Source organism: Acinetobacter sp. V115_6 (genome assembly GCF_031799025.1).
Taxonomy (GTDB): Bacteria; Pseudomonadota; Gammaproteobacteria; order Pseudomonadales; family Moraxellaceae; genus Acinetobacter; species Acinetobacter pittii.
On the sequence record NZ_JAVQNO010000019.1, the window covers coordinates 26,021 to 52,770 of the forward strand.

The 26,750-nt window shown below is 39.5% G+C and carries 21 protein-coding genes and 2 pseudogenes; 16 read left to right on the top strand and 7 right to left on the bottom strand.

The genetic code is table 11. The features are described from left to right. Nucleotides 1-6 precede the first annotated feature (6 nt). The 9 genes from RMA94_RS06870 to RMA94_RS06910 all read left to right on the top strand — a co-directional run bounded on the left by RMA94_RS06870 (nucleotide 7) and on the right by RMA94_RS06910 (nucleotide 13,525). Entirely contained in the window at nucleotides 7-876 is an 870-nt protein-coding gene (locus tag RMA94_RS06870) for a hypothetical protein (RefSeq protein WP_206218632.1), read from the top strand. A gap of 461 nt (nucleotides 877-1,337) precedes the next feature. Then, nucleotides 1,338-5,813, top strand: a complete 4,476-nt coding sequence (gene gltB, locus RMA94_RS06875) for a glutamate synthase large subunit (protein ID WP_213689808.1) — start codon at nucleotides 1,338-1,340, stop codon at nucleotides 5,811-5,813. A gap of 69 nt (nucleotides 5,814-5,882) precedes the next feature. Next, entirely contained in the window at nucleotides 5,883-7,304 is a 1,422-nt protein-coding gene (locus RMA94_RS06880) for a glutamate synthase subunit beta (protein ID WP_002117101.1), read from the top strand. Nucleotides 7,305-7,476: 172 nt separating this feature from the next. Continuing rightward, nucleotides 7,477-8,364: a metal-dependent hydrolase gene (locus RMA94_RS06885; protein WP_311082334.1), complete on the top strand. Its 888-nt coding sequence runs from the start codon at nucleotides 7,477-7,479 to the stop codon at nucleotides 8,362-8,364. A gap of 131 nt (nucleotides 8,365-8,495) precedes the next feature. Beyond that, nucleotides 8,496-9,086: a LemA family protein gene (locus tag RMA94_RS06890; protein WP_002117090.1), complete on the top strand. Its 591-nt coding sequence runs from the start codon at nucleotides 8,496-8,498 to the stop codon at nucleotides 9,084-9,086. A 26-nt stretch (nucleotides 9,087-9,112) separates the two neighbouring features. Further along, entirely contained in the window at nucleotides 9,113-10,195 is a 1,083-nt protein-coding gene (locus tag RMA94_RS06895; RefSeq protein ID WP_311082336.1) for a TPM domain-containing protein, read from the top strand. Next, entirely contained in the window at nucleotides 10,189-10,749 is a 561-nt protein-coding gene (locus RMA94_RS06900; protein WP_130173027.1) for a TPM domain-containing protein, read from the top strand. Before RMA94_RS06895 ends, RMA94_RS06900 begins: the two co-directional genes overlap by 7 nt. Nucleotides 10,750-11,096: 347 nt before the next feature. After that, on the top strand, nucleotides 11,097-11,606 hold the full coding sequence (locus tag RMA94_RS06905; RefSeq protein ID WP_000993727.1) for a pilin: 510 nt from the start codon (nucleotides 11,097-11,099) through the stop codon (nucleotides 11,604-11,606). Nucleotides 11,607-11,896: 290 nt separating this feature from the next. Next, nucleotides 11,897-13,525: a Wzy polymerase domain-containing protein gene (locus tag RMA94_RS06910; protein WP_311082340.1), complete on the top strand. Its 1,629-nt coding sequence runs from the start codon at nucleotides 11,897-11,899 to the stop codon at nucleotides 13,523-13,525. Between the two features lie 42 nt (nucleotides 13,526-13,567). Here the strand turns inward: RMA94_RS06910 and bfr are convergent, their stop codons facing one another. Both bfr and RMA94_RS06920 read right to left on the bottom strand, forming a co-directional pair. Beyond that, nucleotides 13,568-14,032: a bacterioferritin gene (bfr, locus tag RMA94_RS06915; protein ID WP_130173025.1), complete on the bottom strand. Its 465-nt coding sequence runs from the start codon at nucleotides 14,030-14,032 to the stop codon at nucleotides 13,568-13,570. Between the two features lie 243 nt (nucleotides 14,033-14,275). After that, entirely contained in the window at nucleotides 14,276-14,470 is a 195-nt protein-coding gene (locus RMA94_RS06920) for a bacterioferritin-associated ferredoxin (protein WP_000289091.1), read from the bottom strand. 102 nt (nucleotides 14,471-14,572) lie between these two features. Here RMA94_RS06920 and RMA94_RS06925 point away from each other — a divergent pair. Further along, nucleotides 14,573-14,650 (top strand): annotated as a pseudogene (locus tag RMA94_RS06925) (hypothetical protein); the annotation flags it as partial. A gap of 39 nt (nucleotides 14,651-14,689) precedes the next feature. On the opposite strand, the gene RMA94_RS06930 reads toward RMA94_RS06925, so the two are convergent. From RMA94_RS06930 to gmk, 5 genes are all read right to left on the bottom strand, one after another. Then, nucleotides 14,690-15,073, bottom strand: a complete 384-nt coding sequence (locus RMA94_RS06930) for a RidA family protein (RefSeq protein WP_002116996.1) — start codon at nucleotides 15,071-15,073, stop codon at nucleotides 14,690-14,692. 144 nt (nucleotides 15,074-15,217) lie between these two features. Beyond that, entirely contained in the window at nucleotides 15,218-17,323 is a 2,106-nt protein-coding gene (locus tag RMA94_RS06935) for a bifunctional (p)ppGpp synthetase/guanosine-3',5'-bis(diphosphate) 3'-pyrophosphohydrolase (RefSeq protein ID WP_002116807.1), read from the bottom strand. A gap of 15 nt (nucleotides 17,324-17,338) precedes the next feature. Beyond that, nucleotides 17,339-17,494: a hypothetical protein gene (locus tag RMA94_RS06940; RefSeq protein ID WP_014207816.1), complete on the bottom strand. Its 156-nt coding sequence runs from the start codon at nucleotides 17,492-17,494 to the stop codon at nucleotides 17,339-17,341. Nucleotides 17,495-17,532: 38 nt separating this feature from the next. After that, nucleotides 17,533-17,811, bottom strand: a complete 279-nt coding sequence (gene rpoZ / locus RMA94_RS06945) for a DNA-directed RNA polymerase subunit omega (RefSeq protein ID WP_002116990.1) — start codon at nucleotides 17,809-17,811, stop codon at nucleotides 17,533-17,535. A gap of 72 nt (nucleotides 17,812-17,883) precedes the next feature. Then, complete coding sequence (gene gmk, locus RMA94_RS06950; protein WP_002116973.1) at nucleotides 17,884-18,513, bottom strand: guanylate kinase; 630 nt, start codon at nucleotides 18,511-18,513, stop codon at nucleotides 17,884-17,886. Between the two features lie 122 nt (nucleotides 18,514-18,635). On the opposite strand from gmk, the gene ispH reads away from it, so the two are divergent. From ispH to RMA94_RS06980, 6 genes and pseudogenes are all read left to right on the top strand, one after another. Continuing rightward, nucleotides 18,636-19,586 carry a 4-hydroxy-3-methylbut-2-enyl diphosphate reductase gene (gene ispH / locus RMA94_RS06955; RefSeq protein ID WP_002116992.1) on the top strand — a complete coding sequence of 317 codons (951 nt, stop codon included), beginning with the start codon at nucleotides 18,636-18,638 and terminating at the stop codon, nucleotides 19,584-19,586. A 169-nt stretch (nucleotides 19,587-19,755) separates the two neighbouring features. After that, nucleotides 19,756-20,229, top strand: coding sequence for a Tfp pilus assembly protein FimT/FimU (locus tag RMA94_RS06960; protein ID WP_069037140.1), 474 nt, complete (start codon nucleotides 19,756-19,758; stop codon nucleotides 20,227-20,229). Beyond that, nucleotides 20,223-20,783 carry a type IV pilus modification protein PilV gene (gene pilV, locus RMA94_RS06965; RefSeq protein WP_081313918.1) on the top strand — a complete coding sequence of 187 codons (561 nt, stop codon included), beginning with the start codon at nucleotides 20,223-20,225 and terminating at the stop codon, nucleotides 20,781-20,783. The genes RMA94_RS06960 and pilV overlap by 7 nt, the downstream gene beginning before the upstream one ends. Beyond that, complete coding sequence (locus tag RMA94_RS06970) at nucleotides 20,783-21,784, top strand: PilW family protein (protein ID WP_161282715.1); 1,002 nt, start codon at nucleotides 20,783-20,785, stop codon at nucleotides 21,782-21,784. Before pilV ends, RMA94_RS06970 begins: the two co-directional genes overlap by 1 nt. After that, the gene (locus RMA94_RS06975; RefSeq protein ID WP_068526925.1) at nucleotides 21,781-22,590 is read left to right on the top strand and encodes a PilX N-terminal domain-containing pilus assembly protein; all 810 of its coding nucleotides are present in this window, start codon (nucleotides 21,781-21,783) and stop codon (nucleotides 22,588-22,590) included. Before RMA94_RS06970 ends, RMA94_RS06975 begins: the two co-directional genes overlap by 4 nt. An 89-nt stretch (nucleotides 22,591-22,679) precedes the next feature. Beyond that, nucleotides 22,680-26,750 (top strand): annotated as a pseudogene (locus tag RMA94_RS06980) (PilC/PilY family type IV pilus protein); the annotation flags it as partial.

Genomic DNA, 26,750 nt, shown 5'->3' on the forward strand with positions numbered 1-26,750 from the left:
TAACACATGACTGTATCACGTACACTTTGGCAGAATGTTCAACAATATATCTGGTTGGTGGGTGGTATCGTCTGCTTGTTGCTCGCTTTTATTTTTTGGGTAATGACCGATAGTAAAAAGCTGGTTGAAGTTGAAAAATCAGCTGATTCGGATGCGCCAGTGCAAATTCAGCCAGAGAAGGTAGCAACAACTGCAAATTTAGGGGCACTAGCTGATGAGGTGAGGCCTCTTGATTTAACAACCCGTACGGTTGCGTCTGGTCAGCATGAGGCAGAGTTCCGCGGTACAAAGTTTATTAATGAAAACAAGAAACAATGGACGCTTGAGCTTTTCCGTGCGTCTGATGAAGATATTATTAAAAACTTTTTAAAAAATCGTCCAGAACGAAATAAATTTATCTACTTCCGTTTAAGCGGAGATAAGCAATCTGAACAATATGTTTTGACATATGGTGTATTTAAACGTTCTGAAGATGCAATTCAGCAGTTAACCCAACTTAATCTTGATTTACCTGAATCAATTAAACCCCAACCGCAACAATTTTCGACCTATGCGCCATTAGTCAATGATTTAGGGGCGGATGAAATGAAGGGTGGTATTAGCCAAACTTATGAAGTGCGGTTACGTCCAGCTGCTCTGCCTAAAATTGATGAGTCCTTACTCCTAGGGGGCGGCGTGGCTACACAACCTAAAGTGACGGCTCCAGCCACAAACTCTACAACTCGTACAACCATTATTCGTCGAGATGCTGAGGGGAATGTTGTGGATGTGCATCAGTCTAATTCGGCAGTTGATGTGGCTAAAAAGGCTCAACAGAATCGTACAACAGAACCTACAGCAAAAAATGCAACAAATGAGGGCACAAGAGGTAATTAATTATAAGGATGTATCGCACAAATATGGTGCAATAATAATAGTCATATATATTTTTTGATCACATGTGGTGCATATTTAGTCATTTATTAAAATGATAACGCGAATAAAATCGATCTATTTTCAACAATTATAAATACTTAATTGCAAAAAATAACATTGGCATAGTTTTTGCTTTATTCTTGTGCTTATTAATGTGCTGTAAACTATTTTAGCGCTCTAAAGAGTAAATTCTATGCAGGATCGAGGGGTCGAACTGCTTTAAAAGAGTGCGAAATAAGTCAAAACATTTTTCTAGCAAAAACCAGTGTACGTAAAAATGGAACAGCGTATATTGGCTTATCAGCCCAAAAATTTTTTTTGTGAAACATTGAGCTAACTGTCGTCCGTAGGCACTATCGCAAAAAGAAGTTGTTTGTTTGACGCTCGAAAGAGCCTTATTGAAAGAAGGGTACGCTATGCACATGCCATCGCCTAATACTGTAGCTCCCGCTCAAGGTTTATATCAACCTGATGAGTTTAAGGATAACTGTGGTTTTGGACTGATTGCCCATATGAAGGGTGAATCAAGTCATCATCTAGTTGAAACCGCGATTCACAGTTTAAGTTGCATGACGCACCGTGGTGGTATTGCCGCAGATGGCAAGACGGGAGATGGTTGCGGCTTATTATTGGCGATGCCAAAGCAATTTTTCCGTGATGAAGCAAAAAAACTGAGTGATATTACACTGAGTGAAATTTTTGCTGTGGGTACTGTATTTTTAAATACTGATCCGGCATTAGCGCAACATTCTAAAAATATTTTAACGAAAGAAATCGAGTCAGATGGCCTACGTGTACTGGCTTGGCGTGTTGTCCCTACAAATAACGATGCATTAGGTGAAATTGCGCTTCAATCTTTACCAGCTTTTGAACAGGTCATTGTGAACTGTCCAATGGGCGTAACTGAAGTTGAATTTAACCGTAAATTATTCTTGGCACGTCGTCGTGCAGAACAACAATTACAAAATGATCCGTCATTCTATGTGACTACGCTTTGTTCGACAGTAATCAGCTATAAAGGCTTGATGATGCCGGCTGCAATTGCTGAGTTCTATACAGACTTAGCAGATGAGCGCTTAAAATCACATATCGTGGTATTCCACCAACGCTTCTCTACTAATACATTACCGCGTTGGCCGTTGGCTCAACCATTCCGTTACCTTGCTCATAATGGTGAAATCAACACAATTACAGCAAACCGTAACTGGGCGTTGGCGCGTACTCCTAAATTTGAAAACCCATTATTACCAGGTCTTACTGAGCTTAACCCAATCGTTAACCGTACGGGTTCGGACTCTTCAAGCTTAGATAACATGCTTGAGATTTTAGTAGGTGGTGGTATGGATTTATTCCGTGCCTTACGTATGCTCGTACCACCAGCTTGGCAAAACGTAGAAACTTTAGATGCAGACTTACGCGCATTCTATGAGTTCAACTCTAAACATATGGAAGCTTGGGATGGCCCAGCAGGTCTTGTTATTCAAGATGGTCGTCATGCAATCTGTATGCTTGACCGTAACGGCTTGCGTCCTGCGCGTTGGGTAATTACTAAAAATGATTACATTACTTTGGCATCTGAAATCGGTGTTTGGGGTTATGAGCCTGAAGACGTAGTTTCTAAAGGTCGTGTAGGTCCTGGCCAAATTTTGGTAGTTGATACCTTAACAGGCAAAGTACTTGATACTAAAGATGTTAGTACACATTTGAAAAACATGCGTCCGTACCGTGAGTGGTTGCGTGATCATGCGATCCGTTTAAATGCAAACCCAGAACTTGAAGAGCAATTAGTCGATAAAGGCTTAACTGGCGACGCTTTAAAAGCGGCTCAAAAAATGTTTATGGTGACATTTGAAGAGCGCGACCAGTTGTTACGTCCAATTGCGGAAAGCGGACAAGAAGCTGTTGGTTCTATGGGTGATGATACGCCAATGGCTGTATTGTCTCGTCAAGTACGCCACGTAACAGATTACTTCCGTCAACAGTTTGCTCAAGTGACAAACCCGCCAATTGACCCGCTACGTGAGTCAATTGTAATGTCGCTTGAAACCTGTTTAGGTCGTGAACAAAACGTATTTGAGCAAGGCCCTGAGCATGCTGACCGTATCATCATCTCTAGCCCTGTATTGTCAAATTCAAAAATGCAGCAAATCCGTAGCATTGAGCGTCCGGGTTATGAAGCAGTTGATATCAATTTAAACTATGCTGAAGAAGAAGGCTTGCAAGCTGCGATCACGCGTATCTGTGAAGAAGCGGCGCAAGCGGTTCGTGATGGCAAAACTTTAATTGTTTTAACAGATAAAAATATCCGTCAAGGTTTACTGCCAGCAAACGCAGCACTTGCAACAGGTGCGGTACATCATTACCTCATCAAAACTGGTTTACGTACTGATGCAAATATCATGGTTGAAACTGGTTTTGCACGTGATCCGCATCAATTTGCAGTATTACTTGGTTTTGGTGCAACGGCTGTTTACCCATATCTTGCATATGACGTGATCAATGACTTGATCGCTAAAGGTGAGCTTTTAGGTGACCCAATCCATGCTCAAGCAAACTTCCGTAAAGGTATTGAGAAAGGCTTATTAAAAGTTCTTTCAAAAATGGGTATCTCTACAGTTGCTTCTTATCGTGGCGGTCAGCTATTTGAAGCAGTAGGTTTATCATCAGAAGTGGTAGATCAGTGTTTCTTAGGTGTTCCAAGCCGTATTCAGGGTGCAACATTTGCTGACCTTGAAAAAGACCAGAAAAAATTAGCAGCGACAGCTTGGTCAAATCGTAAGCCAATTGATCAGGGTGGTTTGCTCAAATTCGTATTTGATAAAGAATATCATGCGTTCAACCCAGATGTGATTAACGCATTACACAAAGCCGTTCGCTCTGGTAAATACGAAGACTTTAAAGAATATGCTGAGCTGGTGAATAACCGCCCAGTAGCGACTATTCGTGACCTATTTAAGTTAAAAACAACGAACTCAATTCCAGTTGAGCAAGTTGAATCAGTTGAAGATATCTTGCCTCGCTTTGACTCGGCAGGGATGTCTTTAGGTGCTCTTTCTCCAGAAGCACACGAAGCAATCGCAATCGCGATGAACACGATTGGTGGTCGTTCTAACTCTGGTGAAGGCGGTGAAGATCCTGTTCGTTACGGCACAATTCGTAACTCGAAAATCAAACAGATCGCATCTGGTCGTTTTGGTGTAACTCCTGCATACCTAACTTCTGCTGAAGTATTGCAAATTAAAGTTGCTCAGGGTGCGAAACCAGGTGAGGGTGGTCAGTTACCGGGTGGTAAAGTAAATGGCTTAATCGCACGTTTACGTTACTCGGTACCGGGTGTAACGCTAATTTCACCTCCTCCACACCACGACATTTACTCAATTGAAGATTTGTCTCAGTTAATTTTTGACTTGAAACAAGTTAACCCGAAAGCAATGGTATCGGTGAAATTGGTATCTGAGCCAGGTGTAGGTACGATTGCTGCTGGTGTTGCAAAAGCTTATGCAGACTTCATTACCATTTCAGGTTATGACGGCGGTACCGCAGCATCTCCACTTTCTTCAATTCACCATGCGGGTTCTCCATGGGAATTAGGTTTGAGTGAGGCGCATCAAGCACTTCGTGTAAACGACTTGCGTGGAAAAGTACGTGTACAAACTGATGGTGGTTTAAAAACAGGTCTTGATGTAATCAAGGCAGCAATTTTAGGTGCTGAAAGTTTCGGCTTTGGTTCAACACCAATGATCGCTCTAGGTTGTAAATACCTCCGTATTTGTCACTTAAATAACTGTGCAACCGGCGTTGCAACTCAACAAGATCATTTACGTCAAGAGCACTACATTGGCGAGCCAGAAATGCTCATCAACTTCTTCCACTTTATTGCGGAAGAAACTCGTGAATGGTTGGCTGCATTAGGTGTTGCTTCATTGAAAGACTTAATTGGTCGTGTTGATTTGCTTGAAGTATTACCGGGCGAGACTGAAAAACATGCTCACCTTGATTTAAGTGCTCTGTTAACTTCGCATCCTTCTGCTGAAGGTAAAGCACAATACTGTCAAGTAGAAGGTAATGCACCATTTGATAAAGGTGTATTGGCTGAGAGAATGGTCGCTGAAATGCTTCCTGCAATTGAGTCAAGCGCTGGTGGTCAGTTCAACTTCAACGTCGTGAACTGTGACCGCTCAATCGGTGCTCGTGTTTCGGGTGAAATTGCTCGTCGCTACGGCAACTTGGGTATGGAAGCACATCCAGTTGTAATGAACTTAACTGGTACAGCTGGTCAGTCTCTTGGTGTTTGGAATGCTGGTGGTTTACACATCCGTCTTGAAGGTGATGCAAACGACTATGTAGGTAAAGGTATGGCGGGTGGTCGTATTTCGATTTTCCCACCACAAGGTTCGCCTTTCCAAACACAAAACACAGCAATTATTGGTAATACCTGTTTGTATGGTGCGACTGGCGGTAAGCTTTTTGCAGCAGGTACAGCGGGTGAGCGTTTTGCAGTTCGTAACTCTGGCGCATTTGCTGTAATTGAAGGTGCGGGTGATCACTGCTGTGAATACATGACAGGTGGTGTTGTGACTGTACTTGGTAAAGTAGGCCATAACTTTGGTGCGGGCATGACTGGTGGTTTTGCTTATGTACTTGACCTCGATAATGACTTCGTAGATTACTACAACCACGAATTGATTGATTTAAATCGTATCTCAACAGAATCTATGGAAGATCATAAAGAGTTCTTGTTGCGTATTATCGATGAGCATATCAAAGAAACTGGTAGTGCTTGGGCTTATAAAATCCGCAATGAGTTCGATTTCTACAGCCGTAAATTCTGGCTTGTGAAACCAAAAGCTGCTAATTTGCAAACGCTTTTGAAAACAACACAAGCTGACCCACAATAATTCCACGACTGCAAAGACATAGGCAGGTGCGGGCAACAAGGAAATCCGCGCCTACCCACGGAGAGAGACATGGCAGAACGCCTAAATAATGACTTTCAATTTCTGGATGTACCACGCCAAGATCCAGAGAAAAAAGATATTACTGTCCGCAAAGCAGAATTTGTGGAAATTTATAAACCTTTTACATCGGAAACTGTCACTAATCAGACTCACCGTTGTTTAGGCTGTGGTAACCCATATTGCGAATGGAAATGTCCTGTACATAACTACATTCCAAACTGGTTAAAACTGATCGCTGAAGGCCAAATTTTCCAAGCTGCTGAGCTTTGTCATCAAACCAACACACTACCTGAGGTATGTGGTCGCGTATGCCCACAAGACCGTTTGTGTGAAGGTGCTTGTACCTTAAATGATGGTTTTGGTGCAGTAACCATTGGTAATGCTGAGAAATATATCAATGACACAGCTTTTGCTTTAGGCTGGCGTCCAGATATGTCAGGCGTAAAATGGACTGACAAAAAAGTTGCAATTATTGGTGCTGGTCCTGCTGGTTTAGGCTGTGCGGATATTCTAGCTCGTGGTGGTGTTAAACCAGTTGTATTTGATAAGCGTCCTGAAATTGGTGGCTTACTTACATTCGGTATTCCAGAATTTAAAATGGAAAAAGATGTCATGAAACGCCGCCGTGAAATTTTCACGGGTATGGGCATCGAATTCCGTTTGAATACTGAAATTGGTAAAGACATCACGATTGATGAATTACTTGCAGAATATGATGCAGTATTCATGGGTATGGGAACTTATACCTACATGAAAGGTGGTTTCCCGGGTGAAGATCTTGATGGTGTTTATGATGCACTTGATTTCTTAATCTCTAATGTGAATCGTTGTCAAGGTTGGGAAAAAGATCCAAGTGAATACATCAGCTTAGATGGGAAAAAGGTGATTGTTCTAGGTGGTGGGGATACCGCAATGGACTGTAACCGGACTTCATTGCGCCAAGGTGCTCACGATGTAACTTGTGCATACCGCCGTGATGAAAGCAACATGCCAGGTTCTGCGCGTGAAGTAAAAAATGCCTATGAAGAGGGTGTGAAATTCCTATTCAATCGCCAACCAGTCGAAATCGTTGGTGAAAATGGCAAGGTGACAGGCGTAAAAGTGGTAACGACACAAATGGGTGAACCAGATAGTCGTGGCCGTCGTAGCCCTGAGCCAATTCCGGGTTCTGAGGAAGTATTACCAGCTGATGCAGTTTTACTTGCTTTCGGTTTCCGCCCAAGCCCAGCAGACTGGTTTGGTAATGTGAATATTAATCTTGATGGTTCAGGCCGTGTTGTCGCAGCTGAAAAGCAAGAATTCAAATTCCAGACATCAAACCCGAAAATCTTTGCTGGTGGTGATATGGTACGTGGCTCAGACCTTGTCGTTACTGCGATCTGGGAAGGCCGTCAAGCTGCCGAAGGCATTTTGGATTATCTTGGTGTTTAATAAATTAATTTGTTAAAACACTCAAAAAGCCTACTTCAAGTAGGCTTTTTTATTGTCTACCATTAGTCACTTTGATGTTTTTGGCAAATATAATAAGCTTTTTTGCCCTTTTTAGCTTTTTAAGCTCGCGACATACTCAAAACTTCCTTCTTCAATACAGTAGGTGTTGAATATGAACATCGCAGATATGACGGCAGAAAAATCATATTTAAATCGTCGAAAAGCGTTGGGTATTACAGTACGTCGTCTTGAATTTAATCCAAAGGCGATCAAGCGCCACTATTTTGCAAATTCACCCCTCATGTCGCATTTTTTAACTGCACTCTCATCAACGTTTCCGGTGGGTGAGCAATTTTTTGTAAATAGCGTACGTAATGTGCGTAATAAAGTCTCAGATCCTCAGCTACAAGCACAAATTGCGGCGTTTATTGGACAAGAGGCCATGCATTCCAAAGCACATGGTGAGTTTAATGAAGCTTGGCGACGTGATGATTATAATCTGGACAATTTTCAAAATTGGCTAAATGAGCGCGATAAATATTTAAGAACAATTCCACCTAAGCTGCAATTGGCGTTGACGTGTGCATTTGAACATTTCACTGCTTTACTTGGGGGATATGTTTTACAACATCCAGAGTTATTAAAAACCCTAGATGAAGATGCGCTAAAACTTTGGGTATGGCATGCGATTGAAGAAATTGAACACCGTTCGGTCGCATTTGATGTTTATCAACATGTATATGGTGATGATCGTATCCGTCGTTTACTCATGCGTAGCGTCACTACAGGATTTGCGAGCCTCGCTTTTTATGGGACAACTCGTTTATTTTGGCAAGATAAATGGAATAGCTTACCTAAAATGGGGGGTAATTTATTTGGATTATATTTACTGATTAAGATGCTTATGCAGTTAATGCCTGAATACTTCGCATATTACAAAAAAGACTTTCATCCGAGTCAAAAGGATTATGGCAGGATGGTTAATTATTGGAAAAGCTCTTTAGCAGAAGAATATCAAATGGCAAGTTTTGAACAAGAAAAAGATCAGCGATTGAGCTAATAGATAACCGGATTTAAAAGTCCGGTTTTTTTAAAATCAATAAAATAAAAGCAACACAATAATGTCTAATTCATCATACAATCAGGTAAAGAGGTTAAAAATATAAAGAAAAACTTGAGGATAATGTGACGATGAAAACGTTGAAACAATTTGCGATCGCAACAACACTTGCCAGTACCTTACTGTTTTCGGGATGTGGCTATAACACTCTACAAGTAAAAGATGAGGCTGTAACAGCAGCGTGGTCTGAAGTACAAAACCAATATCAACGTCGTTCAGATTTGGTACCAAACCTTGTAAACGTCGTTAAAGGCTATGCTAAGCACGAAGAGCAAGTATTAACCGAAGTGACACAGGCACGTTCTAATGTGGCAGGTTTAAAAGTTGATAAAGAAGTTTTAGAAGATCCGGCTTTACTTGAAAAATATCAACAGGCTCAAAGTCAATTAACAGGGGCATTATCTCGACTCATTGCTGTTTCGGAAAATTACCCAGATTTGAAGGCCAATACTCAATTCCAAGAATTACAAGTTCAGCTTGAAGGTACGGAAAACCGTATTGCTGTTGCACGTAATCGTTACATTACAACAGTACAAGACTATAACTCATATGTGCGTCAGTTCCCTCAGGCAGTAACAGCAAAAGTAATTGGTATGCATCCAAAAGCCAATTTCTCTGCAGAAGCATCCGCACAACAGGCTCCAAAAGTTTCTTTTGATTAATTTTATAAATCAAAGGAGTGTGCCGTATGAGAAATACTCTATTGCTTCAATCAAAGCAAATTAAGGTCTTTATTTCGACCTTAATTTTGCTCTGTTGTGGTGTTCTTTTTCAGAATACGGCATGGAGTGAAAGTAATATTGCAACTGCTACCGATGAGGCAGACGCAATAGTTGCTGGCAAAATTATTCAAAAGCAACAAACTCAAGCTACTGCAACTAAACTAGAAGGGCAAGCTGCTTCAAGCCCTGCTCCTCAAGTCCAAGTTGCGAATGATATGGCTGATGGGGAATCAATTCGTGGTTTGCCAACTTTAAACCAGCCTGTTATTGATCAAGCCAATATCTTAAGCGAAGCTGAGAAGCAGCAACTTAATCAGAAAATTTTAAATTTATACCAGCAAGGTAAGGCGCAAATAGGCATTGTGATTGTACCGACTACGGGCCAAGAAGATATCTTTGATTATGCATTACGTGTTGGTGAAAAATGGCAATTGGGATCATCTAAACGTGATAATGGATTACTCATTGCAGTCGCTGTAAATGACCGCCGTATACAAATACTAACTGGCTATGGTTTAGAAGGTGTGTTGCCGGATATTGTGGCAAGTCGGATTATTCGAAACCAAATTACACCTTATTTTAAACAAACCCAATATGCACAAGGTTTGAGTGCAGGTATTGATGAAATCGGAAGAATTTTAAATTTAGATCCAGAAGTTGCTCAGCAAGCTGCGCAAGATTTAAAAGAACGTCAGCATCAAGCTGCAGAAGAACAGCAAGCCAAGCAGACAACGCTGACGATGGCTTTATTTATCCTTGTTGCTGGAATTGTGGGTTCGTTTATTGTTGGTCGTCCGCTTAGTGCATCTACAGCAGGGGTTGCTGCTGCGGTAGCAGGATTCGTAAATGGGGCAGGGCTAGTCACTAGCTTACTACTTGGTTTTGGTATTTTCTTTTTACTCATTACATCAATTGCCCAACTTATTTTACAGGCCATTTTAAGTGGTTCTGGCGGTGGCGGACGCGGAGGAGGCTTCGGCGGAGGTGGCGGAGGCTATGGTGGTGGCGGAGGTCGTTTTGGCGGTGGAGGTGCTTCAGGCTCATGGTAACAACATCAGAAACAACACAAATTATTACTCAACCAAAAATTGAGGAATCTGTAGAGCCCAGCATAAAACGTTGGTTTAAACATCTATGCTATTTACCTGCCAGTAGTCGTTATTTTTCAAAACAAGATAAGCAAGCTATTGCAGATGCTGTACAGCAAGCAGAACATGGGCATGTTGGAGAAATACAGGTTGTAATTGAAGGCCATATTCCAGTGTCACAAGCATATAGACAGAATACTCGTTTAAGAGCACAGCAATTATTTGCAGAACTAGGCGTTTGGGATACTGCATTAAATAGTGGCGTATTGTTATACCTAAATTTATGTGAACGAACAGTAGAAATTATATTTGACCGTGGTATTAGAAATGCGACTAAAGAGCAAGTCTGGCAACAGATTTGTGAAGTAATGGTACAAAAGCTTAAACAACAACAATATCAACAAGCTGTAGTGATTGGCGTACAACAAATTGGAGAGGTGTTGTCACGTTTTTATGATGAGAACATGCCAGATCAATCCAATGAATTGGGGAATGCTCCGATTATCCTTAATTAACTCGCTTTTTAATATTCCTATATTAGCTAATTTCATAATTTTACTTTTAAAGGTGACTGACAAAAAATGTCACCTACTTATTTATTTTTAAAGAGATTTTGTTCACATAAATAAACATAAAATTTGAATTGTGTAATTTATTTTTTTTAATGCGTGAAGTGTTTTCATAAAAATTTATATGACATTTTTTGTCAATTATTTACAGGAATTATATGTCTAACAATAATTAAATTCAATGTAAGTATTTGTTTTTAAATAGTAATAAAAGTTGGCATAGATACTGCAACATAGTTGATAGCTGAAAAAGCTTATATAAAAACATACATACAATCTTTGGGGAAAAGGCTATGAATGCACAAAAAGGTTTTACATTAATTGAACTTATGATCGTAGTTGCCATCATTGGTATTTTGGCTGCGATTGCAATTCCACAGTATCAAAATTATGTTGGTCGTTCAAATGTGGCAGCTGCAGTACAAACATTGACATCAAACAAAACTGGTTTAGAAAATTACGTAATGGAAAATGGCTTCTTCCCCGATGGAAAAACAGCAGAACAGGCAGAAGTGAAAACGAATGGGGTGGTTACAACACCATTCATCCCTGATCAGCGTTTAAAAGAAGGGATTGGTATTGTTCAGCCATCTTTCGGTACGATTGAGCTTCAACAGAAATCAACAACGGCTGGTACTGGTAACATTGTTATTACTTTCAATACAGGTAATCCGGGTATTAAAGGTAATAAAGTTCAATTGCATCGTGCAGAAGATGGTACATGGACTTGTGAAACAACAATTGATGCTAAATATGCAGCTAAGTCCTGTTCAAAGGTTTCAGCATTAACAGCTGCGTCATAAGTTACTTTTTAAGAAAAAATGCACTCAATTAGAGTGCATTTTTTTAATTAAAAAGATTATTAGATATTTTCTTATGTATTTTTTAGGACATAGATACTACTCCAAATTATATATTGAAATTTTATAAAATAAATACAATAGTAAAAATTTAAACCAATGATAAAAATTATTTAAGTTTATTGTCATATGAACAAGTTTCTAAATGGAACGGAAAGATATAAATGGAAACGAATTCTTCCTCCTCTCTTCCATGTATAATTCTTTCCAGTTTTGGTCTCTAACCTCTCACTATGCAAGTATTCTTTCTATTCCTCGCTGCAATCCTGTTAGGTTTTGCATGGTTGTCTCCATTTCACTATAGCCCTTGGGTTATGTTCTCAAGTGAAGTGAGTACTTTTGGGGCTGGGTTGTGTGTATTGGCTACTCTAGTTCAGCAAGATATTAAAATCCCTAGAGCACAGCTCTTATTGTTGCCATTTACTTTAATTCCTATTGTGCAGTGGGGCTTTGGTTTAGTTTTTGATTTAAGTACGGCTTTATTAAGTACATTTTACTTATTAGGTTTTTGGTTTATGGTCTTGGCTGGCTACAACCTATCTTTAGATCAAAAAAAGAGAGATCAAATTTTTTCAGGTTTTAGCTTATTAGTAATTATTACATCGCTATTAACTAGTCTTATAGCAATTTTTCAATGGTTGAATATTGAATCACATTTAATTTATACCCTTCATCTGATTGGTAACCGTCCTTACGGAAATTTTGGTCAACCCAACAACATGGCAACATTCCTAATTATTGGGTTATTAGGATGTTTGTATCTATATGAAAAAAATAAGGCAACCGTCTGGTTACTCCTGCCTTCAGCCCTCATTATTCTGTTTACGATCGCCTTGAGTCAGTCACGAACATCATGGATCGTTTTTCCATTTTTATTCATCTATTGGATAGTTAAACAATTTGGGAAACAAAAAAGATTTGGAGTTTTTCAAGGTTTTTTGTGGTGCGTCGGTTTTTTCGTAATGGCTGGTGTAATTCTACCATTTGCTACTAATTTAATTGAAGCATGGTCAAGTACTGATGTAACCGAAGCAAGTGGTTTGGTTGAAAGAGCAAGCTCTGGGTATTTGCGTTTTAATATCTGGTCACAAATGTTGCTTGCTGTACAGCAGCACCCTTGGTTAGGTTATGGTTGGAATCAAACCAGTGTGGCACAAATGACAGTTTACCATGCTTTCCCAACAGGAGAGTGGACTACCAGTGCACATAATGTACTGCTTGATTTAATTATCTGGAATGGTATTCCCTTGGGTGCTGTAATCATTACCTACTTTGCTTGCTGGTTTATTTGGTTAAATCAACAGGCTAAAAATACCATCTCGATTATAGCGATTATGATGGTCTGTACAGTGCTTATTCATGCCATGTTAGAGTTTCCACAGCGCTATGCTTATTTCTTACTTACTTGTGGATTCCTACTGGGTATTGTACAAGCACAAACTACTGTACTTAAGGGAATTATCCTCAACAAACATCTTTTTCGCTTATCATGGGTTGTAAGTTTATTGCTTATTATTGCAATTCTACGTGATTACAATGTCTATGTTCTGAATAGTAATTTGCTTTTTAATAATAAGCGTCCAAACGCTGAATTTATGGGAAGTGGTAAAATTTTTGTTTTAACACAGTTTGAGCAGCGTTTAAGTTGGATAGAACTTAATCCCCAAAATATTTTATCTGAAGGTGATTTGGTTGAATGGGAAAATTTTATAAAGAATAAACCTACTCCATATAACTTACGTAAATACGCAAAATTGCTCGCTTACAACGGGAAAGTAGAACAGGCACAGCAGCAAATATTTATTTTACAACATCTTTATAAGCAAAAAATAACGCTATCGGAATTACTAAAAGAGAAGTAATAAAAAATCCCCTTAAGTATAAGGGGATTTTTTTATGAGAAATTACATTTGGCTCTGGATATAATTTTCAATACCAACATTGCCAATAAGATCAATTTGAGTATCTAGCCAGTCCCAGTATTCTTCTTCTTTTCCTAGAATTTCTTGAACAAGGTCACGAGTGACATAATCTTGCTCTGTTTCAGCTAAAGCAACCGCTTTTTGAATTGCTTCTATATTCTCTTTTACTTTACGAATGTCACAGTGCAGAACTTCTTCTGTGTGTTGACCAATATAAAGCTTGCCTAAATGTTGAAGGTTAGGTAGTCCTTCTAAAAATAAAATACGTTCAATGATTTTATCTGCATGTTTCATTTGACGAATTGATTCTTTATATTCAGCAGAGCCAAGCTGCTCGACTCCCCAGTCATTAAACATGCGCGAATGTAAAAAGTATTGATTAATTGCAGTTAAATGATGATACAGCACTTGATTGAGCTGATTAATGACATCACGATTGCCTTTCATTGTAGCTACTCCAAAACAATTTCTGCCTCAAACTTAATTAAGGCAATCTATAAATCCATTTTAGTGAACAATCATGGAGATGGCGAGTAATTTATAGAACAGCAAATGAAAATCGCAATCAAAAACAACACAATATTAGAAAGGATGTTTTTATGTCAAAAAAAACCGCTTGAATGAGGAACTATAAAGGTTCCGCAAAAAGCGGTGGAGGAGTCAATAAATTTTGTTAGATATTAATTTTTATTATGCAGCCACAGAAATGCGAGCAGCGATTTCTGCTAATTCTTCGCTAATGATAGCGCGAGCTTCTGGTGCACAGCGTCCACAGCATGTACCAAGATCAAGCAAGTCGCGAATTTCACGATAGCTTTCAGCGCCATTTTCAATAGCGTCTTTAATATCCTGATCGGTAATGCCACGACACAAGCAAACGTACATGGGAGTGATCCCCAAATATAAATGCGATAATTGATATTATTGATAATTATTATCGTTTGTCAATGAAATTCATTTAAAATCTCATTTATCATTATTGGGATTTTGAATAAAAAAAGACCACCTAAGCGGAAATCTAAGAAGAATTTAGATTTTTATGCAAAGGTGGTTCGTGTTTTAAAAAACTAAATAGTGAAATTTAGATATTTTAATTTTTATATCTTATTGATTAATAATTACAATTCCGTCCATTTCCACTAATGCACCTTTTGGTAAGCTTGCTACACCAAGCGCTGCACGTGCAGGGTAGGGCTGAGCAAAATATTCACCCATAATTTGGTTTACGAGTTGGAAATTTGATAGATCAGTTAAAAAAATATTGAGCTTAGCAATATCTGCAAGTGAACCACCAGCAGCTTCACAAACTGCTTTTAAATTATCAAATACACGGCGAATTTGAGCTTCAATACCTTCTACAAGTTCCATACTGTATGGGTCTAAACCAATTTGCCCTGAAAGATATAGCGTATTGTCTACTAAAATAGCTTGAGAGTATGTGCCGATAGCAGCAGGGGCATTTTCAGTATGAATGACTTGGCGGGACATTTGGTTCTCCTTGATTAAATCTCTTTCCATCATAATCGATGATAGCTTTGGACAAAAGTATCATCGATTTAATTGATTAAGTGAATTTGGAAAGTTTGATTTTGTTAAGGGAACATAAATCTAGTCAATCGTCTCTATAGAAATTTAGCTTACTTTTGAAATTTCCATTTGCGGAGCAGGGGCATCTAAACGTTCAATCCGTGGGAAACCATAGTGCATGCGTAAATCACGAATGACTTTTGCAATATGCTTACGGTTATTCACTACAATATTCACAAAAGTTCTTTGCTCATTTGAGTGAACCATCTCTACACCAGCATTGTTTTTACGGCATTGATAAATCAGATCTGATACTTGTTCATCATTCATCGCCATATAAATAGCAAGGTAGGCTGTAAAACGGACATCATCTACATCATCTGCTTTCCATTGAAGTGGCATGATATTTTCAGGGTGTAGATGTTGTTCATGTAGTAAGTTATGACAGCGAATACGATGCACAATTAACCCGCGACGCGTTAAATGTCCTTGGATTGGATCGCCTAAAATTGGATTGCAACAATGTGCATATTTAACGTCAACTCCTTCAGTACTTTGAATAAGTCGATCTGAGTTTTCCACTTGCGGATGTTTATCATGAGCAAACAGGTGGTTTGCTACAAGTTGAGGTAGTAAATCGCCAACCGCAATTTGTTCAAACAATGTATTTTTATTATCGATATGGCGCCATTGCAATAGATCTAGCCAGTCAGCTTCAGAAAGATCATTGATTGAACGGTTAAAAAGTTTCAGTGCACGAGAAAGGGCTTGTGCACCAACTAGACGTTGTTCTTCGATATCTTGATCTTTAAGCACATGCTGTAATGCACGACGCGCTTTTTGCGTATTAATAAAGCTTAGCCAGTCTGGGTTTGGTGTTGCCAAAACATCCGTAATAATCTCGATAACCTGACCGCTAACTAATGGAGTAGAGAGTGGTTTAATCTCTCCATCGACTTTTGCACCAACCGCATGGTTACCTAAAAATAAGCTTGCTGAATAAGCAAAATCAACTACAGTAGCGCCTTGCGGTAGCTCATGCAGTTGACCGTGTGGTGTATATACCCAGATTTTTTCTTGATGTAGATAATCAAGTAAATCATTAAAAGTTGTTTTAGCACATTCACCGTCAATCAATGTATTTAAGTTCTGCATTGAAGCCTGAATGGCAGAGCGGCAAGTTTGCGGCGCATTTTCACCTAACACTACCCCAAAACGGGCAGCTTTACGCATGAGCTCGGTTTGAATGGTAAGAGATAGTGTTGTTTTTTCGCCTTTAAGCTTTATCAGTAAAGACTGATTACCGCCAGGTAGTGGGCGACGAATATGGTCTTGGTACTGGATAACCTGAAAATTTTCTCTTAATGCTTCTTCTAAGCGGTCACAGTCGGCAATGCTTTGTAGAACAATTTCAAAAGCATGACTATGAGTAAGCTCTTGGAGATCCATCTCGTTTTTAACGAAATGGCGTAATAATTCGATATTGTTATTTTTCTTTTTAATACGGCCTTGAATATGATAATTATGCAGAAGTTCAGCGAGGTTTTGTTCCCAAATACTTTGATATTTACAGCGTTCTGGCTTTGTCTGTAGCAGAGCATTCTGAACGTTATCAAACATATCAAGGTCAAGGTTTTGATAGCAGAGATTCTCTAGATTATCGCCCATTTCATTCATGCCGACTAATCTTGCCATCGGTACAAATATATCAAAAGTTTCTTGAGCGATACGGGCTCGTTTATCTGGGCGTAAAGCACCTAGAGTTGTCATATTATGATAGCGATCTGCTAATTTAATAATGATGACACGCGGATCTTGTAAGGTCGCTTGCAGAATTTTTCGGAATGAAGCTGCCTTATTATATTCTTTATCGCTTGATTGGCTAAGTTTGGTTACACCATCTACTAGCTCTGCAACGGTTAGGCCAAACTTCTCAATAATATCTTCTTTTGTATATTGAGTATCTTCAATAACATCATGCAAAAGTGCTGCCATTAAAGTTTCAGCATCTAAACGCATGTTTGCAAGAATACAGCTTACAGCAATCGGATGTAGAATATAGGGTTCGCCACTTTTACGCGTAATGCCAGTGTGCGCTAGATCGGCAAAATCGCAGGCAGCAAGCACTTTTTCGACTTCACTCACCGATAAGTAAGGGTCGATAATTAATTTGAGCTGTTGCTTGGCTTGGCTGACCTCTTCGCCTGGCATAAATCACCCTTTTTCCTATTGCTGAAAAACTAAATCTATCTGCTTCTTAATGAAAAGCATATTGCGGAACTTGTCAATTTTTTCATTTGAAAAAGTGTATTTTTTTTTCAATGAAAATAATTGCTTTTCCCAATATGTTTGAATATGGCGCAAAGCCAAATAAAAAACCATCGCAGAAAAACGATGGTTTTTTTATGAAACAGGGTGAATTAGAAAGAAAAACCTTCTAAATTCAAGCTGTTTGTAGAAAGGGCAAGATCAAGACTAGAAGTTTGGTAATCTTGCTCACGTTGTTTAAGAATTTCTTTCGTAACGTGCCCTGCCGCGATTTCGCGCAAAGAAACTACAGTCGGTTTGTCGTTATCCCATTCTACAGTTGGCTCCATGCCTTGACGTGCCAATTGACGAGCACGTTTACTTGCAACGAGCACAAGCTCAAAACGGTTGTCTACATGATCTAAACAATCTTCAACGGTGACGCGTGCCATAAAAGTTCTCGTTTTGGAATGGTGAATTTGAACAGACTAAATAGTATAAAAGGCTTTCGTTCTAGACTCAAGTTATTCCTGTTTTGGTTGAGGAGTAATCAAGTCTTGAATTAAAGTTTGGTGTCTTTTTGCTTGCTGAGATAGCACTAAACGGTTCGCTGTAATCACAGCTTCAAGCTCATGTAAGGCTTTATTAAAATCATCATTGATAATGATGTAGTCAAAGTTCGTATAATGCTGCATGTCTTCAACCGCACAGCTTAAACGATGTTCGATTACCTCAACAGAATCTGTACCGCGATTAGATAAACGCTGACGTAAATCGAATTGAGTAGGCGGTAAAATAAAGATTTGTTTAGATTCAGGAAACAACTTACGTACTTGCTCTGCACCTTGCCAATCAATTTCAAGTAAGACATCGTGTCCTTGAGCTAACTGTTGTTTTACCGTAGCTTGAGAAGTGCCATAGTAGTTACCAAATACTTCAGCGTATTCGATAAAGCCATCATGGTTGACTTGGTCTAGAAATTCATCTTTCGTAGTGAAGTGATAGTGAACACCATCTAACTCACCGGGACGTTGACCTCGGGTTGTATGTGAGACTGAAACATGTAAATTGCTCACACGGTCAAGCAGGGCTTTCACCAAGGATGTTTTGCCCGTTCCTGATGCAGCAGAAACGACAAACAATAGACCCGACATGATATTTTTCCTGATATGATAAAATATCTTCGCTATTGTAGTGTACCGTGCGTTTAAACTGAATAGTTTTAATTGCAAATATTCAAGAGAAATTCCCCTGTTTTATTAATTTTGAGGCTGTTATGGAAATTGTGTTAGCTAATCCGCGTGGTTTTTGTGCCGGTGTTGATCGAGCCATAGCAATCGTCAATCGGGCTTTAGAATGTTTCAATCCTCCTATTTATGTACGTCATGAAGTTGTACACAATAAATTTGTGGTAGATGACTTACGCCAAAGAGGGGCTGTTTTCGTTGATGAGCTGGACCAAGTGCCAGATGATTCTATTGTAATTTTCAGTGCGCACGGTGTTTCAAAAGCAGTTCAGCAAGAAGCAGAGCGTCGAGGCCTAAAAGTTTTTGATGCAACTTGTCCATTGGTGACTAAAGTACATATTGAAGTAACTAAATATGCTCGCGAAGGGACAGAAGCTATTTTAATTGGTCATGAAGGGCACCCAGAAGTTGAAGGCACAATGGGGCAATATGACAAATTAAAAGGCGGTGATATTTATCTGGTTGAAGATGAAGAAGATGTTGCTGCACTTACCGTACGACATCCTGAAAAACTTGCATTTGTGACTCAAACGACGCTTTCTATTGATGATACAGCTAAAGTTATTGATGCTTTGCGTGCTAAATTTCCGCATATTCAGGGTCCGCGTAAAGATGACATTTGCTATGCAACTCAAAACAGACAAGATGCTGTGCGTGATTTAGCTGAAAAGTGTGATGTGGTTTTAGTTGTAGGTTCACCTAACTCATCAAACTCAAATCGATTACGTGAGCTTGCAGAGCGTATGGGTAAAGCCGCTTACCTTGTAGATAATGCTGATCAGTTAGAGCAGTCATGGTTTAATGAGACGTGTAAAATTGGTGTTACTGCTGGTGCCTCTGCGCCAGAAATTTTGATTAAACAAGTGATTCAACGTTTACAAGATTGGGGTGCTCAAGCACCGAAAGAATTAGATGGACGTGAAGAGAACATAACCTTTAGCCTTCCTAAGGAATTACGTATTCATGTGACTCAAGCGTAAAGTGTGATGTATTTAACATACTGATTTTAAAAAGTTAAACAGATAATTGTTGATATGACAGTTATCTGTTTTTTTATACCCTTTATCTGCTTTGTATTTGTTTTGTAAACATAAGACGTAAAATTTAATTAATAAATAAAAAATTTTAAAGTTTATTTGGGGTGTGGGGATGAGGGGAATTATTCCGCAAGACGGGTTCACCTTGGTTGAGCTTATGGTGACGATTGCGGTTATGGCTATTATCGCGATGATGGCTGCACCATCTATGTCGAATTTATTAGAAAGCAAACGATTAGATGGAAACCAGCGAGATCTAATAAATACTTTATCGGAAGCAAAGAGCCAAGCCATACTTGGTCGACAGAACGTTTCTATTAATCTGAATTCAACAGCTTCAAATACTCCCACTTCCTTGAATTGGAAAGCTGATTCCAATAACAGTCTTGAGCTTAAAAATATCGCTGCTAACGGTACGCAGAGTTCGTTAACAGCGACGACTTTAACTTTTAATGCGAATGGGGTGATAACCAATATCACCCAAGACACACTTTTATCTATCTGTAATTCAAAAATAAATAAAAAGAAAATTCTTATTTTAACAAAGCTTGGCACATTAATTTTTAAAGCTGAGGAGACATGTTAATGCAGGGCTCTAAACAAAAAGCTCAAGTTGGAGTGGGTTTATTAGAGGTGTTGGTTGCCTTAATTTTAATTGCGATAGGGGTTTTAGGATATGTTGCCTTGCAAGTCCGGGCTATGGATGCTTCTTCAGAGGCATTAAGCAAATCTCAAGCGATTATGATCATGAGAGGATTAGCAGAAAACATTCGCATAAATAGTTCTCAAGCTAGTCAGTATCCCGCATTTGTCCGTAGTTATAGCAATTATTCATCTACTACCGCAGCTCCTACGTTGTGTTTCAATGCAGCTTGTACACCTTCTCAGCTTGCCCAATTTGATGCATATCAAGCAGCAAGAAATGCTGATCAACTTGGCATGAAAATTACAATGACAAATTGTCCAGGGGTTACAAGCACAATGGCCCAGCAGAGGCAATGTTTGTTTGTTTTTTGGGGAAAAACCGCTCCGGTAATTACAACAAATGAGGGAGTCACGAGCGCGGATGTGTCGAGCTGTATGAGTACAAATGGCGTTTATGTCAATAATTCGAACTGTTTAATGATGGAGGCATATTAATGGCTCACTCATTTGTATCATGGAAGCAGCGAGGCTTTACATTAATTGAGCTGATGGTTGCATTGGCTTTAGGTCTAATTTTAGTAGCCGCGGCGACTCAATTATTTATTGGTGGACTTCTATCAAGCCGTCTACAAAAAGCAAATGCTGAAATACAAGATAGCGGTATTTTTGGCTTGGAATATATTGCCCGTGATATACGCCTTCTAAATTATGGAAATGTAACCAACCCAATATTAACTGATACAACCCCTTGGGGCGGTGTTGTATTAACTGGCTCAACTGCAACCAATAACAACAATGTTAATTTTGTCCCTAACGTTGGAACAAATACTTATATTGCTGACACATTACTTAGTCGTGGTGCAGGGGATACGGTGAGTACTGTGAGTAATCACTGGAAAGGTCTTTCAAATATACAGAACAGTTCAGATGCTGCTGTGCAAAGTGATCAGCTGACTATCCAATTTATTGCACCTACGAATATGACCAATTGTGAAGGTGTAAATGTACTTGCAGGTGATTTAATTGTAGAGCGTTATTTTTTACGTCTGGATAGCAATGGTAGTTCCCAGCAAGATTATGCACTTGCATGTGATGCAAATACTCCCTCTGCTGTAGCCACAGCTCAACCGACCACTGTTGCTGGGTTAGGCGACGCTGGTCAAATTGTATTGCCGCGTATTGATCATTTCCATGTGCTGTTTGGTGCAAAAAATGCGGCTGGCAATTTTGCTTATTATACCATTCCCCAATATCGCGCTGCTGCACAGGCTGCCCGAGATGCCACACCATCTGTGATGCCGCCACGAATTCTTTCAATACAAATGTCTGTATTAGCGCGCTCTACTAATAATGCCCAAAGCAAAGCAATAGATCCTGAGCAATCTTTTTTTATGTTAGATCAAACCGTGCATGCTTCTGATAATACAACTCGATTCTTACGCCGCACTTATAACTTAACAATTGCTCTACGTAACGCGATGGGGGAAAGTCTATGACCCATTTAATTCATAAGAGTAGATCTAAGGAAAAAGGGGCAACCCTTATTGTTGTGCTTATTATTTTATTGATTGTTATTTCTGTAGGTGTTTTAGCAATAAGAGTGGCTATTGTTTCTTTAAAAGTTGCTACCAATAGTCAAGTGAGCCAATTAAATTTTCAGTCATCTGACACACCTTTAGAACTCATTGTGCAGATGAATCCTACCACCCTAACTAATATTACCAATGTGATTGGTGCCGCGCTTAAAGAGCATGAAAGTAATCCTGGTGCGGAATACAACTTTTGTTATAAGCCTGTTTCTACAGCAACAAATTTTGCTCAGACCAGAGGCGCAAGTTTACTTCGAGCAGGAAGTGCTAATAATGCGGTTGTTGAAGATGGCGGAGTGGCGGGTTTCTGCGATTTAACAAGTGACTATGGTAGTAATCGTCAAGCAGTGGTTACCCAAGTTGCTGTAAGTGTTCCAACAGATGCTGCTAGCGATATTCCTGGCTCAAATTTACCACGAGGAACAAACACCTCGGAAGGTACGCAACTACCTAAAAGCATGTTGTCTACACAACGTATTCGAGTGATTACAACTGCTTTTTTGCCAGCCTATGCTTCTACCTCTATTGAGACTTTACAAAGCGATTGCTTAAGCACAAGTTCGGCAAAAATTAGCGACAATTTTGATACCGCATTAACGGCTAAACAAACATTGGCGGAGTGTTTGGCAAATCATAACGTGCCTTTTAGTACTCAAGTTCAAGAATTTAACTATACCAATAAACTCACTCAAATTACGGCACCAGGTTCATAACGGGGAATATCGTGAAACTAAAATTGAAGAATTTTAAGCCAAATAATTTATGGTATGCCATCTGTTCGAGTTCGGTTGCTTTTACATGGCTAATGACAAGCTCCGTGGTGCAGGCGAGTGATTTACAAATTTATGCTTCACCTACAGCGGGTAAAAAAACCATTGTGATGATGTTGGATACCTCCGGTTCAATGGGGGTAAATAGTAGTAGTAATTCAATTAATGCAGATTATGGAGTGTGTTCAGATCGTACAACTGTGCAAACTGATAGTGGAGGGAGCGGGTCGTATACATATTCCAGAACGTACTGCTCGGTGGCTTATTCGACTTCAACTTCGTCGAATTATCAAAGATTAAAGGACAAGTGTTATAATCCTAATAAAAATGCTGATGGTAGTTATAGCGCTCGAACAGATTCCTTGAAATGCTATGATCGAATATCAAGGCTAAAGGATGGTATGTTTGCATTTTTGGATAGTAATAACTCCAGCTTAACAAATGTCCGGGTGGGATTGGGTCATTATTCCGTCAATGGGTCAGGAAATGCAGGAAAGATATTAGTACCAGCCGCTACTCTTGGTGCTACTAATTCAACCCAAAGGAATGCTATACGTACAGCTGTGATGGGGCTGACTGCAAGTGGAGGAACACCTACAGCCGCTGCATATGCTGAAGCAGCTGCATATTTGATGGGAACAACAACTAACGCACCAGTACAAATTGCAGTTGATGTTTATAGAAAGGAAGAAACAAGAAGTATAAGTAGTTATCAATGTCCTAGCAGCAGCTATCCTTATTTGAGAACCAATGTGGCACCGCCGCTTTGCTATGAAAGATATGAGTCTTGGAGATCTCAACCATATCGAGGTAATAGTACCGAAGCTATACCAGTATATGGTCCTATTATAACTACTTACTATAGATGTGATAGCTTGAATGCTACAGATTTTAGTAATGAAATACAGACTTGTCGTTTTAATGGTTGGGTTTCTTTAGGGGGAACGGCTCCATCTAATCTTGCTCAAGATGGTTATTATACTGACGGAAACAATACTATTTATTACAAACAGGAAATGCAACTAGGAGCTAACTCGTATAGTGGTTTTAGTAGTTCTATTTCTGACTCTAAAAAAGCAGACTTACTTAGTTACGCCTCACCACTGCCAGCGGCTGCTGATCGAGTAAGTTGTGATGGTCAAGGAGTTTATATTCTATCTGATGGTGAGCCGACAAATAAGACTGATTCGACCCTTAATTCTGTTATGAATGCTAGTCTGAGTAGTACGAATTTTGATTGCGCTGCATCAGGTGCACTAAGTAGTACTAACGATTGGCATTGTATGAGTAACTATGCGAAAAGACTTTTTAATGGTGGTGTAATCCAAAGCATAGTTGCTAATGCGACGAATCCTGTCAATGTTCCCATACAAACTGCTTTTGTGGGTTTTGGTAATGACTTTACAAGTTTAGGATCTAGTGATGTCGTTAATGCATGTAAATTGACATCCCGAACTCAAACAGATCGCGCAGGTGATGATGCTTGTTCGCCGAATCAAGGAACAAACGCAATTGCTAATCCTGGTTATGGTAATGGAGGGTTTTTTGCAACGCAAACACCACAAGGTGTGACTGATAGTGTTATCGCATTTATTAATAACTTGGGTGCAGCACCTTTAGCACCGTTAACAACAGGTGTGATCTCTGTTCCTTATGATGCACTAAATCCTAAAAATTTACAGGAATATGGTTACTTACGTGCTTTTGAGCCAAACCCGGCTAACACCTACTTAACATGGCGAGGAAATTTAAAGAAATATCATGTTGTTTTATCGGGAACAAATGCTGGTGCTTTTGAAGCTAATACTGGTGGGTTGGTTTATAACGCAACTGGGGCATTTAGAACGGGTACAAAAGATTATTGGAATAGCTCTACTTATAATGATGGAGGTAAAGTCTTTTTTGGCGGTTCATATGCAAAAGTTCCTTTACCAATTGCTGGACAAAATGAAACACGCGATGAAGAAGGAAATATCACAAAATATTATTACGCAGTACAAACTAAAATCCGCAACTTATTTACTGATGTTTCCGCCGTCGCATCAGATGGTAGCTTAACGAAGCTATCAACTTCTGGAACTAATTTGCTAAAAATTCCAGCTACCCCACCAGAAGGAACTAATCCTTTTGATAGTGTGGCTAATACAGCAAGTTATGTTTTAGGAAAATTTAATGCATCAACGGGACAAGATATTTTAAAAGCTTTCCCGATTAGCTTGAAATTAAAAATATTAAATTATCTAGGTTACTCAACTGATATTAGCGCTACGAATTTACCTTCGTCATTAGTTACATCGAATGAACCCTATTTATCGATGGGCGGTAGTATTCATTCTTTACCGGTACAGCTTACCTATAATGGAACATTAGATGAAAATGGGAATTTAACATCTGCGCGTGAACAATCCATTCTCTATGGAACGATGGAAGGTGGTCTGCATATTGTGGATGCCTCAACTGGTGTAGAACAAATGGCTTTCGTGCCCGCTGATATATTAAATGATCCAGTTGCATCAAAAGCTTTAGTTGTTGGCCAAAGTGATGCTACAGCTCCTGCTCACGGTATGGATGGAGCTTGGGTATCTGACCCTGCATATAGTATTACTACAACGGGAAGCGGTAGCTCGGCAGTATCAAAAGTAACTGCAAAGCAAATGAATATTTATGGTGGCATGCGAATGGGGGGCAGCAGCTATTATGGTTTAAATGTCTTAAATCCTGCCTCACCTAAGCTTCTCTTTAGAGTAGGAGCAGATCAAACTGATTATAGTCGCATGGGGCAGAGTTGGTCTAAACCTGTACTTGCAAATATACGTTATAACGGAGTTATTAAACGCGTTATGATTGTTGGTGGTGGCTACGACCAATGTTATGAAAACCCGAATATTACTTTGAGCAACTCTTGCTTCACGAATGGAAAAGCAAAAGGGAATGCTGTTTATATTATTGATGCTAAAACTGGGGAGCGCTTATGGTGGACTAGTGATACAGGCTCTAATATAGATAATTCTAATATGAAGCACAGTATTGTTAGTCGCATTAGTACCTTAGATCGAGATGCTGATGGTTTAGTCGACCATTTATATTTTGGTGATTTAGGCGGGCAAATTTTCCGTATCGATCTTAATAATAACCAGACAAAAACAAATTCAACTTATAGCAGTTTCGGTATTCGAGTTGTTCGATTAGCCAATTTAGCAACGAATGACTCAACTTATGATGCTTCGAATGATTATACCGCTGGGAATGCGCCGCGTTTTTATGAACCGCCAACAGTGACAATTCACGATAATGGTATCCACACTTTTATTACTGTAGGTATTGCTTCAGGTGACCGTAGTACACCTTTAGATGTTTATCCGCTTACAGGTCGTGAGGGGATGTCACCGAGCACGGCATTAAGCGGAAGACCTGTAAACAACGTCTATGGAATTATCGACAAAGACTTTATTAAAAAGAATTTAATGTCTTTGACTGATAGCCAGCTTGAAACAAAAGATATTACTCGATCGACGCTTCGAAAAAATCCACAAATTTTACGATCTGGGGAAACACGAGTAGCACAGATTTTCTTTCCAAACACTGGGGTGGGGCAAAGTGGTTGGTATCGCTCACTTTCTAGTATGAGCGATGGCACAGAGAAAGCTAATAATAGTTTCCGTATTAAAGGAGGTCTTAAAGCTTTTGAAGAGCCTATGGCAATTACAGGGACTTTAATTGTGCCTGTTTATGACCCGCAGGGAACAGGTATTGTAGCGGCAGACCCATGTTTACCCCGTGTAGTAGGTGAAACTGATCAGCAGACGTTCTGTTTACCATTTGGTGCCTGCCTTAATTCTGATGGGTCAATCGATCAAAATAAAGAGAATCACAGTGGGTTTGAAACACAAACGGGGAATACCTGCCCAGTAGGAGTTTCTGAATGTAATAAAAACGTTATTGGCTCCGGTATTCGTAGCGTAACATTTGTACCAACGGAGGATAACCCACCTGCGAATAATAGTTGTGGGAAATTAAAGCTGTCTGGTAATGAGCAAGGGACTGGACAGTGGCAATGTACGAGTCATTTAGTTCCTACGCGTTGGTATGAGCGTTATCGTTAA